The following is a 16,546-nucleotide window of genomic DNA, read 5'->3' on the forward strand; positions in this document are numbered from 1 at the left end:
GCATGTTCCATGCCAGGGCGTGGCGCGGGGAACGCAGGCCGAACGCAGGGGTTACGCCATGGACCGCCGACCCCGCCGGGCCAAGACTCGTGTCCGCCCGGATGCCGGTACCCGGCGGTACGCGAAGGATCCCAAGGACCCCTCGGGCCCGCAAGACCTGCGGCACCCGCCGTGCCCGTGGCGTCCGGGGCAGCACCGCACACCGAGGACCAGGAAGACCAGGAAGTCCAGGAGATCCAGGAAGACCAGGGGGAATCGTGAAACGCATCAAGTCCGCGCTGGCGGCGGGTGTCGCCGGCGTGGTCGGGCTCGCGGGCCTCGCGCTGGCCCAGCCGGCCGGCGCGGCGACGCCGGCCACGCAGCGGGTGCTCGCCGAACTCGGGCGCGTCCAGGGCCTGTTGCCCGCCACCGGGCACGCTTCGGCCAGGGCCGAGGCGGCGGCCGAGCAGTCACGGGCAGCCGAGCAGTCACGGGCGGCCGGGCAGTCGCAGGCGCCCGCCCGGATCGCACTGAAGGGCGCCAAGGGCGCGGCCTCGCAGGTCCGTTCGCAGGTGGCGGTGTCGCCCGACGCGCTGCCGGACACCGACAGCGCCGTCATCACCGACACCACCGCCGTCTCGCACGTCTTCGTGCTCCGCACCGCGCGCGCCGCGACCGACGTGAGCTTCACCGTCGACGGCTTCGACGGCCGGCTGGTCGCCGATCCGCTCGGCGGCGTCCTGCTGGTCGACCGGACGACCGGCCGGGCCGACAGCCGGATCAGCGCGCCGTGGGCGTACGACGCCAACGGCCGTGCGCTGCCGACCAGTTATACGGTCGACGGTGACACCGTCACCCAGCACGTCGACACCCGCGGCGCCGCGTTCCCGGTCGTGGCCGACCCGCACTACACCTGGGGCTGGATCACCGGCACGGTGTACTTCAACCGCAACGAGACCTCGCACATGGCCTCCGACGCGGGCTTCACCGCGGCCATGTTCGCGTTCGCCCCGCCGCCGTTCAACCTGATCGGCGCCATGGTCGCCGGGAACATCTCCCGGGTGGCGTGGAACGCCGACAGCGACCACAAGTGCGTGAAGGTCAAGTCCCTGGCGCCGGTCTTCCCGGCGTCCGAGTACTCCGGGGGGTACTGCCGGTGATCACCAGGACGAAAGCACCGAACTCCCTCGCACGGAGGGCACTCCGGGCAGCAGTGGTCGCCGTCTCGATGCTGCTGACGCTGGCCTTCGCCGGGATCGCGACCCCCGCGACGGCGGTCACCGGCGGCGGACCGGCCACGACGGGGCAGTACCCGTGGATGGTCCACTTCCAGGACACCAGCAAGTACCCGCTCTTCAGCTACAGCTGCGGCGGCGTCCTGATCGCGCCGGACAAGGTCCTGACGGCCGGGCACTGCGGCCGGGAGTACCAGAGCAAGATCGACCACTCCGCGGTCGTGCAGGGGCAGACGAACATCCTCCAGGGCGGCACCGCCTACCGCATCGCCCGGATCGACATCAGCCCCCAGTTCTACCCCGACCAGGAGACCGGTCCCTGGAAGACGTACGACATCCACCAGGGCGACGTCGCCGTGGTGACGCTGCAGAACTCGATGGTCGGCGTGCCGACGATCCCGTTCGCGCACATCCCGGCCGACGAGACCCTCAGCGGGCAGGGCCTGATCCTCGGCTGGTCACTGGAGAACGTCGACAGCCACGGCGACCCCCGGGAGCGGCTCCGCTCGTCGATGGTCCCGATCCTGCCGGACTCGGCCTGCACCCGCCCCTACGGCGGCATGTACCGGGTCGGCCAGATGATCTGCGCCGGCGACGCCAAGCACGACGCCTGCAACGGCGACAGCGGCGGTCCGCTGATCCGCAACGGCTGGGTCATCGGGATCATCTCCGGCGGCGGCAACAACGGCTGCGACCAGGCCGGCTACCCCGGCACCTACACCCGGGTCGCCGCGTTCTCCAACTGGATCCAGCAGATGAAGGAGGACCGCGACCACGCGCCCTTCTACGTCAACGGCAAGTGCATGGACGGGGACGTCGCCAACGGCGACCACGTCCCGGGGATGAAGGTCCAGCTCTGGGACTGCAACGGCTGGCGCAACCAGTTCTGGTACACGCTGAAGGACCACATCTTCAACGACCGCAACAACTACTGCATGAGCGCCGACATCAGCCACGGGAGCTACAACGGGATGCCGGTGCTTCTCCAGCCCTGCCACACCTGGACCGCCCCGAACGAGACCTGGATCATCGACGGCTACACGATCAAGAGCGCCTACAACAACAAGTGCCTCGACGCGGACATATCCGGCGGCTACCACAACGGGATGAAGGTCCAGCTGTGGGACTGCAACGGATGGACCAACCAGCAGTTCTGGTGACCCCTCACGGACGCCCGGCCCGCCGTCGCCCCTGCGCGACGGCGGGCCGGGCCGCGTTGACGGACCGTCAGGACGCGCGCTGCGCCCGGGCGAGCCGGTCGGCCTCGCTGCGGCGGGCCGGGGCGAGCACGTCCACCGGGGTGCCCGCACCCTCGCCGGGACGGGCGCCCCAGCCGCGCAGGCGGTCGGCCAACTGCCGCACCCGGCGGTCCTCCGGGCCGGGGACGAGGTAGAACAGCGACTCGTCCACCTCGGCGTCGTCCCCGCCCCAGCGCACGACGCCCTCGCACTCGGCGAGGATGTCCCGCAGCACCAGCTCCTGGTGGGCGAAGAGCCCGCCCTTCGCCGAGGCGCCGGGGCGGATGCGCACGGCGGTGCCGGAGGCGAGGTTCGACTCCGCGGCGCCCGCGCGCAGGCCGCCGATCGCCTGCCAGCCGAGCAGGTCGCCGCTCGGGAGCTCCTCCACCTCGTAGTGGAAGCGCCGGATCACGTGGACGAGGATCTCCTCCGCGTCACCGATCCGGATGTCGACGGTGAGGCCCGTGCCGGCCACCGGGCGGGTCCAGACCGTGGAGACGTGGTTCGCCTCCTTCTCGATCGTCCAGCCGTTGGCACTGGTCGGGAGCTTCTTCGCCGGGACGCCCGGCTCGGCCGTCCCCTTCGACGGCGCCGCCGAGGCGGTGCCGGGGAGCAGCGCGCCCAGGGCCGTGGCCGCGCCGACGACGGCGGCACCCTTGACCGCGGCCCGCCGCGTGAATCCGATCTGCACGTCTTCCATTTCCTTGTGTCCCCCTATGTCTTCCGTCTTCCGGTACGCCGTCTGCTACAGAACGACGATCAGCACGAGCGTGGGCACGAGCAGCAGCAGCGCGCTGACCGGCCAGTACGCCCGGCCCGAGCCCGGGGCCGTCCGCCGCCGCACGGCCCGGTTGGCGAGCCACCACAGCAGCGTGAACACCCCCACCACCGGGACCAGGACCAGCAGCATCGGCAGGACGCCGTCGTTCTCGGTCGGCTCCCGCGTGGTCCAACCCAGGGCGGCGAGCGGCCAGTTGGCGGCGAAGTACCAGAGCAGCCAGACCGGCACGACGGCGGGCAGCCCCAGCAGCAGGTTCAGGGCGGCGGCGGCCGGCGAGTACGTGCGCATGTGCTCGTGCCCCGGGCTCACTTGCTGCGCGACAGCAGGTTGCAGTTCTCCAGCACGTTGTACAGCCCGATCAGCTCGCGGCCGTACTGCTGCGCCGCGTCGCCGAGGCCGTTGTAGCGGGCGAGCAGTGCCTGGGTGTCGGCCTGGCCGGTGGTCAGTCCGGGCCGGGCGATGCCGAGCTGGCGGGAGTTGTAGATCGTCAGGTAGGTGACCGAGCGGATGTTGTAGGCCGGGTCCTGGAGGTTGTCCCAGACCTCCCGCAGGTTGGCCTCGGTGAGCTTCGTCCCGTTGATCAGGCCCTCGCTCAGGCAGTGGTTGCGGGCCTCGATGGCGATCCGGGCGAAGATCTGGCCCCAGCCGGTGCTGCAGTCGTCCTTGAGGCCGTTGCGGACGGCGGCGTCGGCGGCCACGTCGAGCGCGTTGAGCTTGCGCAGCTCCCACAGCACGGGGGCCTGGATCAGCGCCTTGCGCAGCTTGAACTCGCGGGCGAGCGCGGTGAACAGCCAGTCGGCGCTGAGCACGAGGTCGAAGGCCTTGGTGGTGGAGACGCCGCCGAGGGTGGCCCAGTCCTTGTCCGTCCAGCCGTCGCCGCCGGTCTCCGGCACGCCGATCGAGGTGAGGTAGCCCTGCACGTCGCGCAGCATGGCGTCGCGGTAGGCGGTCTTGTCGAGGTCGGTGTCGAGCCCGGCGACGGTGCCGGCGCCGGGGTCGAAGTCGCCCTGGCCGGTGTCCCGGCCGGAGGCGATGTCGGTGTCGATCTCGATGGCCGACGCGCCGCTGCCCACCGTGACGGTGGCGATCTGGTCGAACGCCCAGTTGCTCGGCATCGGGTAGCCGAGGTTGCCGGAGAAGCCGCTGGACATGTCGGAGACGAAGCTGGTCCGGGCGAAGCCCGCGTCGGCCACCCGCTGGCACACGTTGCGCGGCCCGTAGACGCCGACCTGGTAGGACGAGTTCTCGCTCACGGTGTGGTGCACGCCGCGGAAGTGCGGGATGACATAGCTGCTGACCTCGCCGTCCATGGCGTCGTAGTCGACCGCGAAGTAGATCGTCGTGCCGGCCTTGAAGCCGTGGAAGCGCGCCCACTCGATCGCGCGGAACGCGTCGCTGGTGCCCTGGTTGTAGCTGAAGTAGTCGGCCGACCGGCTCCACGTCTGGTAGATCGGGAAGCAGCGCAGCCCGTACTGCCTGATGGTGTCCAGCTCGCCGGGCTGGATCTGCTTCTCCGGCAGGCTGGTGGTCGACGGGTTGGACAGGTACCGGCCGACGTACTGGTAGCCGGCGTCCTTGAGGGCCTGCGCGCGGGCCGGGGTGATCTTGGTGACGCCGTCGCAGGCGCTGCCGCGCCGGCTCTGGTCGCCGTAGGAGACGAGCAGCGAGGCCCAGGTCTGGAAGTCGCCGACGCCGGTGACCGGCAGCTTGACGAAGGACTGGAACGCCTCGACCCCGCTCTTCACGGCGGCCGTGAAGTCGCCGAACGCGACGTCCCGCCGGTTGAGGACCATCGCCGCCGTGAACAGCATCGGCCAGGTGCCGGTGGCGCCGGCCGAGACGGTGTGGCTCTTGAGCCCCGCCTGGGTGCCGGGCCCGAACGCGCCGTTGGCGGTGCCGTCGGCCATGCCGATCTCGTACTGGATCGCGAAGAGCATCGACTTGGCGACGTCCCGCGAGTGGTGCCCGTCGCAGGGGATCACGAAGAAGTCCCTGCGGTTGACGTAACGGCCGTTCAGCCAGCGCTGGATGGCCCGGATGCCGTCCGTCCCGTCGCCGACGGTGACGTACGCGTCCATGGTGAGCAGGCCCTTGACGACCTTGGGTTCGAGCGAGCTGCCAGGGAACACCCCGTCGAGGCCCATGTGGAGCTTGAGCTTGGCGACCGCCGCCCTGACCCGGCCGTTGTACGTGCCGTCGATCTCGCCGCCGTCGTAGCCCTTGCAGTACAGGGCGGCCTGCAGGATCCGGCAGAAGTTCGCGGACGGGACGGTCGTCTCGTCCAGCTTCGGGTACTTGGCCTGCAGCGTCGACAGCGTGGTCGGGCCGAAGGAGTTCGAGAGGGAGGTGATGCCCATCTCGTACTGGAGCGCGCGGGTCAGCGCGTACATCACCGTCCAGCCGGTGCGGCCGTCCTCGTCCAGCTTCGAAATCCCAAGCGTGGCACCGTTGTTGTAGGTCGTGTTGACGAACCTCTGAGCCAGCCGGACCATCTCGTCAGCCATGGGCTGCGATCCCCCCGTTCGCGCCTCGCCACGGCTCCTCCGCCGCGGCACGGCCACGAACTTTACCAGGGCTTTTCCTGGCCTTGGCGATCGGATTGCAGGAACTGCTCGGCCCAGATGATCTTGCCCTCGGCGGTGTAGCGCACGCCCCAGCGGTCCGTGAGCCGGGCCACCAGGTACAGGCCGCGCCCACCCTCGTCCTCGTCGGCCGCGTAGCGCAGGTGCGGGGAGGTGCTGCCGGTGTCGGAGACCTCGCAGATCAGCGTGCGGTCGTACAGCAGCCGCACCCGGATCGGTCCGGTCCCGTAGCGGATGGCGTTCGTCACCAGCTCGCTGAGCACCAGCTCGGTGACGAACCCGGCCTCGTCCAGGCCCCAGTCGCCGAGCCGCCGGACGGCCTCGGCGCGGACCTCCGCCACCGCCTCGAACTCGGCGCTGACCTCCCACCCGGCGATCCGCTCCGGAGCCAGCACCCGGGTGCGGGCGACGAGGAGCGCGATGTCGTCGCTCTGCCGCGCGGGCAGCAGGACGTCGAGCACGGCGGTGCAGACCTCCTGGGGCGAGCGGCCCGGACGGCCGAGGGTCTCGGTGAGGAGGTCCAGGCCGACCCCGACGTCGCGGGTGCGGTCCTCGATGAGGCCGTCGGTGTAGAGCACCAGGCTGCTGCCCTCGGCCAGCCGCAACTCCGCGGCCTCGAACGGCATTCCGCCCAGACCGAGCGGCGGACCGGCCGGCAGCACCGGCAGCTCCACGGTCCCGTCCGGGTGGACGAGCGCGGGCGGCGGGTGCCCGGCCCGGGCCAGGGCGCAGATCCCGGTCGTCGGGTCGTAGATGCAGTAGAGGCACGTCGCGCCGGTGATCGCGTGCTCCCCGTCGGAATCCGCCGTCTCCTGGTCGATGTGGGTGACCAGCTCGTCCAGGTGCCCGAGGAGTTCGTCCGGCGGCAGGTCGAGGGTGGAGAAGTTCTGGACGGCGGTGCGCAGCCGGCCCATGGTCGCGGCGGCGTGCAGGCCGTGGCCGACCACGTCGCCGACGACCAGCGCGACCCGGGCGCCCGGCAGCGGGATCACGTCGAACCAGTCCCCGCCGACCCCCGCCTGGGCCGGCAGGTAGCGGTGGGCGACGTCGACGGCGCTCTGCTCGGGCAGGGCCCGCGGCAGCAGGCTGTGCTGGAGCGTGACGGCCATCGTGTGCTCGCGCGTGAAACGGCGGGCGTTGTCGACCGACACGGCGGCCCGGGCGGTCAGCTCCTCGGCCAGCGACAGGTCGTCCTCCTCGAACGGACCCCGCTCCCGGCCGCGCCAGAAGCACGCGACGCCCATCAGCACGCCCCGCGCCGTCAGCGGCACCGCGATCAGCGAGCCCAGGCCGAACTCCAGCACCGCCTGGGTGCGTTCGGTGTCCTGCCGCCGCCACCCCGCGTCGGCCGCCAGCTCGGGCACCAGCGTGGAGCGCCCGCCGACGAAACCCTCCGCCTGCGGGGTGCTCCCGGCCCACCGGACCAGCTCCCCCCGCGGGTACAGCGGCGAGTCGTCCCTGATCCCGTCGACCGAGACCCGCCGCAGCTCGACCGGCTCGCCGACGGCCGGCGTCCGCGGCTCCTCACCGCTCAGGACCGCCTCGGCGAGGTCGACGGTCGCGAAATCGCAGAACTCCCGGACGGCCATCCCCGCGAGTTCGTCCGCGGTGCGCCGCACGTCCAGCGTCGTGCCGATGGCGACGCTCGCGTCGTAGAGCATCCGCAGCCGGCCGCGGGCGGTCTCGGCCCGCCCCGCGAGGGCGCGCAGCTCGGTGGAGTCGCGCAGCGTGGTGACGCTGCCGGCCGGGCCGTCCCCGCTGTCGGTGGGCCGGGTGTTGACGGCCAGCAGGCGCTCGCCGACGGGGAGCACCTCGTCGCTCACCTCGCGGCCGGACACCAGCAGTTCGGCGGTGCGCGCGGCGAGGCCGAGGTCCGTGACGGCGCGCCCCTCCGCGTCGGCGGGCAGGTCGAGCAGCCGCCGCGCCTCGTCGTTGGCGAGCAGGATCCGGCCGTCCCCGCTGACGATCACCACGCCCTCGCGCACCGCGTGCAGCACGGCGTCGTGGTGCTCGTACATCCGCGTCATCTCCTCCGGCCCCAGGCCGTGGGTCTGGCGCAGGAGCCGCCGCCCCACCAGCGCCGTCCCGCCCGTGGCGACGCCGAGCGCGACGGCGCCGGCCCCGAGGACGACCGGCAGCTGGCGGTCGATCGCGCTGCTGACGTTGGCGACCTTCATCCCGGAGGACACGATCCCGACGACGGCGCCGCCGGAGTCCTCGACCGGCACGACGACCTGGTACTCCTGGCCGAGCGGCCCGTGCACCTGCTCGACGGTGACCTTGCCCTCCAGCGAAGGACCGATGGTGCCGACGAACTTCTTGCCGATCAGCTGCGGCTCGGGGTGGGTGTAGCGGATGCCGTTGCGGTCGGTGACCACGATGAAGTCGACCATGGCCGCCTTGCGGGCCGCCTCGGTCAGCGGCTGGAGGACGGCGCTGGGATTCGGCCCCTCCATCGTCGCCACCAGGCCCGGACCGTGGGCGAAGCTCTCGGCGGCGGCGAGCGAGCGGTCACGGGCCGCGTCGAACCGGTCGCTGCGGGACTGCACCAGCAGCGCCACGACGGCCACCACCACGAGCAGCAGGACGATCAGCACCTGGAGGACGAACATCTGGCCGGCGACGCTGCGGATCCCCAGCACCGACCGCGGGCGCCGCGCCGGAGGTTCCCGCGGTACCGGATTCGGGTGTCGCCGCTCCCGGCGGCCACCCGGTCGGCCCGGGGGCAGCCGGGGCGTGGGGCCCTGGTCCGCGGCCATACCCCCATGATCCCGCCCCGGGCGCGGGCGGAAACGTCGGACGGGAACGTCGTGCGGGCCGGCGCACGGGCTCAGCGCGGGACGGACCGGACCAGCAGCAGCGCCACGTCGTCGGTGCGGTGCTCTCCGTGCCCGGCCCGGTCGATCAGCGCGTCGGCCAGCCGGTCGAGCGGCTCTGCGCCGCGCCGGGCCAGCGTCGCGACGAGGCCGGCCAGCGCCCGGTCGGGATCGGCCCCGGGGGTGTCGACCAGGCCGTCGGTGTACAGGACGAGCGTGGTGCCGACCGGCAGGGGGACGGAAATCTGCGGGTACTCGGCGGCCGGGTCGACGTTCAGCACCATCCCGACGTCCGGCTCCAGCACCTCCGCCCGGCCGTCCGGCCCGTACAGCAGCGGCGCCGGGTGCCCGGCGTCGGCCAGCCGGGCCTCGCGCCGGGCGAGGTCGACGCGCAGGTAGGCGCAGCTGGCCAGCAGCGCCGTGTCCAGGTCAGCCAGCAGGCGGTTGGTGCGGCACAGCACGGTGCCCGGGTCGGCGTCGGCGGACGCGAAGGCGCGCACGGCGGTGCGGACCTGGCCCATGAGCGCGGCGGCGTTGACGTTGTGGCCCTGGACGTCGCCGATGACGACGGCGACGTCGTCCGGCCCGACCCGCAGGAGGTCGTAGAAGTCGCCGCCGACGTCCATGCCCTCGGTGGCGGGCAGGTAGCGGGCGCGGACGTCCAGGCCCGGCACGGCGGGCAGTGCCCGGGGCAGCAGGCTCTCCTGGAGGCCGTGGGCCAGGCCGAGCTTGGTGTCGTACAGCCGGGCGCGGTCCAGCGCCTGGGCGATCAGCCCGCCGAGGGAGGTGAGGACGGCCCGCTCCTCCAGGTCGAAGCGGTGCGGCTCGGCGAAGGCGAGCACGCAGGTGCCGATCAGCCGGCGCGAGGTCACCAGCGGCAGGTAGGCCCACGCGGCCATCCCGTCCTGCGTCTCGTGGCGGCCCGGGTAGAGCCGCTCCAGCTCCGCGCGGCTCTCGAAGTAGGCCGGCACGGCGTGGGTGGAGGCCCGGACGCCGGGCGTCGGCTCGGTCAGCGGGGTGCCGTCGAACTGGTCGACCAGGCCGGGCGGGTAACCGCGGTGGCCCGCGATGCGCAGCCGGCCGCCCTCGGCCAGCAGCACCGCCACCGCCCGGCCGCCGAAGGCCGGCACGATCTGCTCGGCGACCATGGCCACGACGTCCTGCACGCTGATCGCCTCGGTCAGCGCGCTGGCCAGGTGGAGCAGGTGGTACAGCGCGCCGGGCCGGGCCTGCACCGCCCGGTCGGCCGCCGTGCCCGCGGGCCGCTCCCGGCGGGTGCCGGCGACGGCGGTGAGCGGGGCGACGGGGGCGACCGGGGCGATCCGGACGGTGAGGCCGGTCGGGTCCGGGAACAGCTCGAACGACAGCCGGCGGTCCGGCGGCCGGACGGCGACGAACGCCGCAGACTGCCCGCTGATCACCGCCGCCCGGCAGTGGTACTCGTACACCGGATCGCGCAGCCACGGCAGCACCGCCCACGGCCGCAGGCCCAGCAGCCGCTCGGCCGGCTCCCCGAGCAGCTCGGCGGCGGCCGGGGTGACGGCGGCCAGCCGGCCGTCCAGGTCCAGCGCGCAGAGGCCCTCCGGGAGCCGCGCCGCCATCGCCGCGACCGGCTCGACCGGACGCCGCTCCGCCACCGCCGGGCGCGGGCCCGGACGGACCGGCCGCCCGGCGTCGGCGGCCTCCGCCACTACCTGGGCCAGGCGTCCGGCGAGCGCGTCGAGCGCGCCGCGCTCCCAGGGCGACAGCTCGGGGGCGTGCGCGGCGGGCCACAGCACGAACAGGGCCCCGTACGTCGTCCCGCGCGCGACGAGCGGCGCGGCGGCCAGGCAGAACGCGTACGGCATCGCGACCGCGACCCTCGGGTACCGGCGCGCCAGCTCCTCCGCGCCGGCCACCCACACCGTCCGGCCGCCGCGCACCGCGTCGACCACCGGGATCGGCGCGGTCATGCCGATGTGCTGCCACGGCCTGGTGAACTGCCGGACGGCCCCCAGCGTCATGGCCAGTTCGAGCACCTGCCGGTCCTCCGACAGCAGGTAGACCCCGCCGAGGTGCGCGCCGAGCCGCTCCGGCGCCGACCGCAGGACCTGCCCGACGGCCTCCAGGCCCGGCTCCGCCGCCGTCCCCGCGTCCTCGGGGGACGCCTGCCGTGCCACGCCCATCACGATTACCCCATTCGGCCGACCGGCCCCCTCCCATAGTGGCCCGGCCGGGCGCCGTACGTCCCGTCGCCGCCGGGAACCACCGCGGACCCCGGCTACCGGATCCCGCCCGGCGCCGCCCGCGGCGCCGCCTCCCTGCCTCCCCGACGCCCCGGACGGCGTGACCACCACCGCCGACGACCCGACTGCCGAACCCCGGCCGGCACCACCCGGCGCCGTCCCGCACGCCCCGACCGGCCCGGCCGCCCTTCTACCGGATCCCGCTCGCCATCCCCCGGCCGGTCGCCCTGGCCGCCCCGGGCCGCCTGCTGGTCCGCGAACAGGGCAGCCCCAGCCGACTCGTCGACGCCCTGGTCCGGCGCGACCTCGTCGGCCGCGTCCCGCACGAGCAGGACGAGCGCGCCGTCCTGATCCACCTCACGGACGCCGGCCGCGCCCTGGCCGCCCGGCCGGGCGAGGCTACCTCCCGCCTCACCGGCGAGACGGGCGCCCGCCTGACGGCAGAGGACGTCGAGACCCTCACCGCCCCGCTGCCCACCCTCCTCGACGGCACGGACGCCGCCCGGGCCGTCCGCAGCCGCTTCCCACGCCGGGGAGCCAGCCTCCGGCCAAGAGGAAGGGGGCGGCGGCATCTGCCACCACCCCCTGGTCACGTCCCGCTGCTCAGGCCCCGTCGGTCAGGCCCCGCTGGTCAGGCCCCGCCGGCGATCTGGCCGAGGCCGGTCCAGCCGTCCGGGCCGCTCGGGTCGCCGCCGTTGTTGGCGTAGGCGGTGACGTGGCCCGCCGGGTCGGTCCTGAGGTAGTCGGCGTGGGTGTCGCCGGTGAAGTCGACGAGCTGGACGCTGGTGTGATCGGTGGTCACGCCGGTTGCGGTCCGGCCGATGTACTGCCAGCCGCCGTGGCCGTCGCCGCCCCGGTTGAGCCACGTGGAGACGGAGCCGTCCGGGTTGATGACGTGGTAGTCGGCCTTGCCGTCCCCGTCGAAGTCGGCCAGCCGGACCCGGCTGCGGTCGGTCGTGACACCCGTGGCCACCTGGCCGAGGCCGTACCAGCCGCCGGAACCGGCCGGGTCGCCGCCGCGGTTGAGGAAGACGGTGACGGAGCCGTCGGGCTTGATCAGCCAGTAGTCGGCCTTGCCGTCGCCGTCGAAGTCGGCGAAGCGCACCTGGTCCTGGTCGGTGGTCAGGCCGGTGGCCACCTTGCCGATCGCCTGCCAGCCGCCGGAACCGGCCGGGTCGCCGCCGCGGTTGAGCCACACGTTGACCGAACCGTCGGGGTTGATCACCCAGTAGTCGGCCTTGCCGTCCCCGTCGAAGTCGGCCAGCCGGACCCGGCTGCGGTCGGTCGTGACACCCGTGGCGACCCGGCCGAGGGACTGCCAGCCGCCGGAACCGGCCGGGTCGCCGCCGTGGTTGAGCCACACGTTGACCGAACCGTCGTCCTCGATGGTGACGTAGTCGGGCTTGCCGTCGCCGTCGAAGTCGGCCCAGCGCACCCGGCCGCTGTCCCCGGCCTCGGTGCCGGCGCGCGGGACGGCGGGGCGCGGCGCCCAGCCGTCGGCGACGACGCGGTCGAGGGCGGTGTGGAAGACCTGGGCCATCTTGCGGTAGCCGTCGTCGTTGGGGTGCAGCTGGTCGGGCAGGTCGTGGGCGGCGTCGAGGTCGGCCGGGTCCACGTAGCGCACGTGCCGGCCGGCCCGCTGCCGGTCGGCCTCCAGGGCGGCGATCGTGCGGTTGAACTCGGCGGTCTGCTGTTCGAGCCCGGGCGTGGCGGTGAGCAGGCCCTGGATGACGACGGTCACCCGCGGCTTGTCGGTGTAGATGCGGTCGACGAGCTCGGACAGCGCGGTGGCGGCCGTGACCGGGTCGGTCTTGTCGAACTTGACGTCGTTGATCCCCAGGTGCAGCAGGACGACGTCCGGGTCGGCCGCGGTCAGCCACTGGTCGATGCCGGCGCGGATCTGCCGGATCTTGTAGCCGCTGTGGCCCTCGTTGTCCGGGTCCACCTGGGTGCCGGACGAGTTCGAGCCCACCATGTCGATGGTGTAAGGGGACTGGCGTGCGGTCAGGTCCATCAGCGGCGCGCGGTAGCCGTCACCGCTGCGGCTGCCGGCCCCCCAGGTTATGGAGTCGCCGAGCGGCATGACCTTGATCAGTGGAGGTGAGGGCCGGGTGGCGGCCTGGGCGGTGGTCGGGGCCAGGCCGAGGCCGACGCCGGTCACGGCGAGGAGCGCCGCCAGTGCCCGGGGAACGCGAGGTTTCATGGCAGGGAGTACGGCCTTCGAAAGGGGCCGGCGCGCTGGCCGGCCGTGGGGTACGTGGTGCACGAGGTGGGCCGGCCGCTCCGCGCGCCGTGCGGCGGGGGGAGCGGCCGGCCGTGGGGCGACCGGGGTGACGGCCGGGCCGGGCCGGCCGTCACCCCTTGCCGGGGTCAGGCGCATCGCAGTCAGGCGCCTGGGATCCGGGCGGGTCGGGGTCAGGCGCCGCTGGCGATCTTGCCGAGGTCCGCCCAGCCGTTCGGACCGGCCGGGTCGCCGCCCTTGTTGGCGAACCCGCGGGTGCTGCCGTCACCGGGGTTCCAGAGGTAGTCGGCCTTGCCGTCGCCCGTGAAGTCCGTGAAGTAGACGGAGTTCTGGTTCGTGGTCAGGCCGGTCGCGACGCGGCCGAGGGGCTGCCAGCCGCCGCCCGTGTCGCCCCCGTGGTTGAGCCACACGTTGACCGAACCGTCGGGGTTGATCACCCAGTAGTCGGCCTTGCCGTCCCCGTCGAAGTCGGCCAGCCGGACCCGGCTGCGGTCGGTCGTGACACCCCCGGCAACCTGGCCGGCGGACTGCCAGCCACCGGAACCGACCGGGTCGCCGCCGCGGTTGAGGAAGACGGTGACCGAGCCGTCGGGCTTGATCAGCCAGTAGTCGGCCTTGCCGTCCCCGTCGAAGTCGGCGAAGCGCACCTGGTCCTGGTCCGTGGTCAGACCGGTGGCGACCCGGCCGAGGGGCAGCCAGCCGGCGCTACCGGCCGCGTCACCGCCGCGGTTGAGCCACACGTTGACCGAACCGTCGGGGTTGATCACCCAGTAGTCGGCCTTGCCGTCCCCGTCGAAGTCCGCGAGACGGACCCGGCTGCGGTCGGTCGTGACGCCCCCGGCGACCTTGCCGATCGACTGCCAGCCGCCGGCCCCGTCACCGCCGCGGTTGAGCCACACGTTGACCGAGCCGTCGTCCTCGATGGTGACGTAGTCGGGCTTGCCGTCACCGTCGAAGTCGGCCCAGCGCAGCCGACCGCTGCCCCCGACCTCGTTCGCGGTCGCCGAGCGGTGGTCGCGCGTGTCCGCGATCCACCCGGCGATGTCGTCGACCCGGGTCTCGGTGGCACCCTGGCGGGTCTCCGTCTCACCGAGGCAACCGCCCTGCCAGGCACGGCTGACGACGGCGGCGAGCTCGACGCCGCCGTTCTTGGCACGCAGCGCCGGGGCACCGGCGTCGCCCTTGCAGACGGTGTCGGCCGCGGTCTTGGCGGTGAGGTCCACGCTGGAGGAGGCCACGGCGCCGGTCGTCAGCGTCGCGCTGTGGGACTGGGCCGGCAGCCAGTCGGTCTTGGTGCGGCCGAAGCCGAGCACCTGCAGGTCCTCGCCGGCGGCCGGCGCGGCCGTCGCGACGGCCACCGGGGTGACGCCGTTGGCGGGCTCGACCAGACGGATCATCATGACGTCGCGGTCGCTCCGCGGCACGAGCGTGGAGACGTCGTACCCGTGACCGGCGATGGTGACCGTGGTCCGGGCCTTCGGGATGCCCGCCGGAACGGTGCTCGGGTCGTCCGGCTTGTCGGTGAAGCAGCCGGCCGCCGACAGCACCCACTGCGGGGCGATCAGCGTGGCGGTGCAGGAGCGCGAGCCCGGGTGGCCGGGCTGCCCGACCGTGACGGTGCCGATCGCCGGGTTGGACCCGGCCGCAGGCGTCGCGGCGGGGCCGTCGGTGGCGTTGAGCTCCAGCAGCGTGGTCGAGCCGCTGGTGCCGCCCTCGCCGACCGGGGTCCAGGCGTTCTTGTTGACGTCGACGCTGCTGACCGTGCCCGCGGTGTTCAGCGTGGCCTTGATCGTGTGGTCGTCGCCCTTGATGTTGTAGATCTGCGGGATCTCCAGCGACAGGTACCCCGTCGGCCCGGTGATCCTGAAACAGACCTGACTCGGAGTGGCCGCCCGGCTGTACAGCTCCACCAGGCCCGGACCCGACGCACAGTCGGCGAGCACGATGTGCCCGTCGCCCGCCTTGAGCGTGATGTTCCGGTCCGCCAGGACCTTCGCGGCGCCCGGGTAGGAGAAGTCCTCCGCCGCGGACGGCTTGGCCGGCTCCGCCGCCGTCGCCGGCGAGGACGAGAACGTGGCCAGGGCGGGAACGGCCAGTGCCGCCGCCAGCGGCCTTATCAGTCTCCGGCTTATTCGCAAAACAACTCCCCGTAAATCGACATGCCCGGGGAATCGCCAACGCCCCCGAGCTGGCAAAGTTCAAACAAACTTTCCGAAAGCTACTGGGCGCATTTCGCGTACGTCAAACGGGCCGAATCCCGGCCGGTGGCGGGAACTGACGGACGGTCGGCCCGACCGTCCGTCAATCCGGTGTCAATCCGCCATCGGCAGGGCCATGAAACTGATATTTCGGGCAATCAGGGCGCGTGAAATCACCGCCGGGGAAAGTAGCCGTGAGCGGTATCACAGCCCTCTCCGCGGGTCACCGGCCCTCGGTCACCAGCCCTCGGTCACCAGCCCTCCGACCCGTCAGGCGCCGGTGGCCAGGCGGCGCCCCTCCTCCAGGAACGCCATCACACCCATGACGCCCGCGAGTGCACCCAGCGGCCGGGCGGCACCGAACGGCGCGTTCCAGAAGCCGCCCTCCCGCGCGGTGTGCGGGCCGACGTACGCGTACGGCAACGGGAGGTAGGAGTCGCCGAGCGAGACGCCGTAGTTCACGTCGCCGACGGTCACGCCGATGTCGAAGTGCTCGGGCCAGATGACCGGTTCCGTCCCCGGGAACAGCCCGCGCAGTGCCGCGTCGCCGACCGCGAAGCCGTCCAGCAGCCGGCGGGCGGCGGCCGGGTCCACCTCGATCGAGTCGTCGGCCGCCCGGCCCGCCCCGTCCCCGTACAGCCCGGCGGGTGCGCCGGCCGACAGCCCGAGGGCCGCCCCGAGCGCGGCACACGTGGTCCATTCGAGGGACAGCACCTGCCCCGGCGCCACCAGCTCCGCCCCGACCACCCGCAGCTCCGCCCCGACGGACGTGGCGAAGCCGCCCGCACTCGCCTTCAGCCGGATCGTGCCGTCGGTGCGGTACTGCGGCCCGGCCAGGACCAGTTCGGCCACGGCGTGCAGGGAGCGGCGGGTGCGTACGAGGGTCTCGGTGTCGATCTCGGTGTCCATGGACGAATGATCTCCCAGGTGGGAGGCCTGCGCGTAATCCCCGCGCCCTCCGCGGTCACGGCGGGGCGCCGATCGCGAACGACCGGGGACCGTACGCGCCCCCCGGGCAGGAAGGGCGTACGGTCCCCGGCTCCGGTGCCACAGGTCAGCGAGGGACCGTCAGTGGAACATCCGGTCGCCGCGGCGGGCACCGGAACGGCGGGCACCGGAGCGCAAAAACAGAGAAGCCCCATCCGGTGACCGGATGGGGCTTCTCTTGAATGATTGTTCGGCGGCGTCCTACTCTCCCACAGGGTCCCCCCTGCAGTACCATCGGCGCTGTGAGGCTTAGCTTCCGGGTT

The 16,546-nt window shown here is 73.1% G+C and carries 11 protein-coding genes and 1 rRNA gene; 3 read left to right on the top strand and 9 right to left on the bottom strand.

Going from position 1 to position 16,546, the window contains the following annotated elements:
* The first annotated feature begins 257 nt into the window (after positions 1-257).
* Together ACFVSN_RS05460 and ACFVSN_RS05465 are read left to right on the top strand one after the other, a co-directional pair.
* On the top strand, positions 258-1,139 hold the full coding sequence (locus ACFVSN_RS05460; protein WP_387597913.1) for a hypothetical protein: 882 nt from the start codon (positions 258-260) through the stop codon (positions 1,137-1,139).
* A 68-nt stretch (positions 1,140-1,207) separates the two neighbouring features.
* Positions 1,208-2,374: a trypsin-like serine protease gene (locus ACFVSN_RS05465; RefSeq protein WP_380441510.1), complete on the top strand. Its 1,167-nt coding sequence runs from the start codon at positions 1,208-1,210 to the stop codon at positions 2,372-2,374.
* Between the two features lie 67 nt (positions 2,375-2,441).
* Here the strand turns inward: ACFVSN_RS05465 and ACFVSN_RS05470 are convergent, their stop codons facing one another.
* From ACFVSN_RS05470 to ACFVSN_RS05490, 5 genes are all read right to left on the bottom strand, one after another.
* Positions 2,442-3,143 carry a hypothetical protein gene (locus ACFVSN_RS05470; RefSeq protein WP_387597917.1) on the bottom strand — a complete coding sequence of 234 codons (702 nt, stop codon included), beginning with the start codon at positions 3,141-3,143 and terminating at the stop codon, positions 2,442-2,444.
* 54 nt (positions 3,144-3,197) lie between these two features.
* The gene (locus tag ACFVSN_RS05475; protein ID WP_380441514.1) at positions 3,198-3,521 is read right to left on the bottom strand and encodes a hypothetical protein; all 324 of its coding nucleotides are present in this window, start codon (positions 3,519-3,521) and stop codon (positions 3,198-3,200) included.
* A gap of 17 nt (positions 3,522-3,538) precedes the next feature.
* Positions 3,539-5,737: a glycoside hydrolase domain-containing protein gene (locus ACFVSN_RS05480; RefSeq protein WP_387953709.1), complete on the bottom strand. Its 2,199-nt coding sequence runs from the start codon at positions 5,735-5,737 to the stop codon at positions 3,539-3,541.
* Positions 5,738-5,799: 62 nt separating this feature from the next.
* Positions 5,800-8,427 (bottom strand): SpoIIE family protein phosphatase, encoded by a 2,628-nt coding sequence (locus ACFVSN_RS05485; protein ID WP_387597926.1) that lies wholly within the window; start codon positions 8,425-8,427, stop codon positions 5,800-5,802.
* A 218-nt stretch (positions 8,428-8,645) separates the two neighbouring features.
* Positions 8,646-10,796 carry a SpoIIE family protein phosphatase gene (locus ACFVSN_RS05490; RefSeq protein WP_380441518.1) on the bottom strand — a complete coding sequence of 717 codons (2,151 nt, stop codon included), beginning with the start codon at positions 10,794-10,796 and terminating at the stop codon, positions 8,646-8,648.
* A gap of 287 nt (positions 10,797-11,083) precedes the next feature.
* On the opposite strand from ACFVSN_RS05490, the gene ACFVSN_RS05495 reads away from it, so the two are divergent.
* On the top strand, positions 11,084-11,563 hold the full coding sequence (locus ACFVSN_RS05495) for a MarR family winged helix-turn-helix transcriptional regulator (protein ID WP_387597929.1): 480 nt from the start codon (positions 11,084-11,086) through the stop codon (positions 11,561-11,563).
* On the opposite strand, the gene ACFVSN_RS05500 is transcribed toward ACFVSN_RS05495, so the two are convergent.
* The 4 genes from ACFVSN_RS05500 to rrf form a co-directional block, all read right to left on the bottom strand.
* Positions 11,488-13,059 carry an FG-GAP-like repeat-containing protein gene (locus ACFVSN_RS05500; protein WP_387953711.1) on the bottom strand — a complete coding sequence of 524 codons (1,572 nt, stop codon included), beginning with the start codon at positions 13,057-13,059 and terminating at the stop codon, positions 11,488-11,490. The two genes, ACFVSN_RS05495 and ACFVSN_RS05500, sit on opposite strands and share 76 nt — an antisense overlap.
* Before the next feature lie 212 nt (positions 13,060-13,271).
* Positions 13,272-15,236, bottom strand: a complete 1,965-nt coding sequence (locus ACFVSN_RS05505) for an FG-GAP-like repeat-containing protein (protein ID WP_387953712.1) — start codon at positions 15,234-15,236, stop codon at positions 13,272-13,274.
* A gap of 330 nt (positions 15,237-15,566) precedes the next feature.
* Positions 15,567-16,205, bottom strand: coding sequence for a hypothetical protein (locus ACFVSN_RS05510; RefSeq protein WP_380509189.1), 639 nt, complete (start codon positions 16,203-16,205; stop codon positions 15,567-15,569).
* A 266-nt stretch (positions 16,206-16,471) separates the two neighbouring features.
* Positions 16,472-16,546, bottom strand: a 5S ribosomal RNA gene (gene rrf, locus ACFVSN_RS05515); the annotation flags it as partial.

Source organism: Kitasatospora sp. NPDC057904 (assembly GCF_042887925.1).
Lineage (GTDB): Bacteria > Actinomycetota > Actinomycetes > Streptomycetales > Streptomycetaceae > Kitasatospora.

What these genes read in the sequence shown, in the direction of transcription:
- ACFVSN_RS05480 (WP_387953709.1), bottom strand. Translation starts at nt 5,737, where the DNA reads ATGGCTGACGAGATGGTCCGGCTGGCTCAGAGGTTCGTCAACACGACC.
- ACFVSN_RS05475 (WP_380441514.1), bottom strand. Translation starts at nt 3,521, where the DNA reads ATGCGCACGTACTCGCCGGCCGCCGCCGCCCTGAACCTGCTGCTGGGG.
- ACFVSN_RS05465 (WP_380441510.1), top strand. Translation starts at nt 1,208, where the DNA reads ATGCTGCTGACGCTGGCCTTCGCCGGGATCGCGACCCCCGCGACGGCG.
- ACFVSN_RS05500 (WP_387953711.1), bottom strand. Translation starts at nt 13,059, where the DNA reads ATGAAACCTCGCGTTCCCCGGGCACTGGCGGCGCTCCTCGCCGTGACC.
- ACFVSN_RS05490 (WP_380441518.1), bottom strand. Translation starts at nt 10,796, where the DNA reads ATGGGCGTGGCACGGCAGGCGTCCCCCGAGGACGCGGGGACGGCGGCG.
- ACFVSN_RS05510 (WP_380509189.1), bottom strand. Translation starts at nt 16,205, where the DNA reads ATGGACACCGAGATCGACACCGAGACCCTCGTACGCACCCGCCGCTCC.
- ACFVSN_RS05485 (WP_387597926.1), bottom strand. Translation starts at nt 8,427, where the DNA reads ATGTTCGTCCTCCAGGTGCTGATCGTCCTGCTGCTCGTGGTGGTGGCC.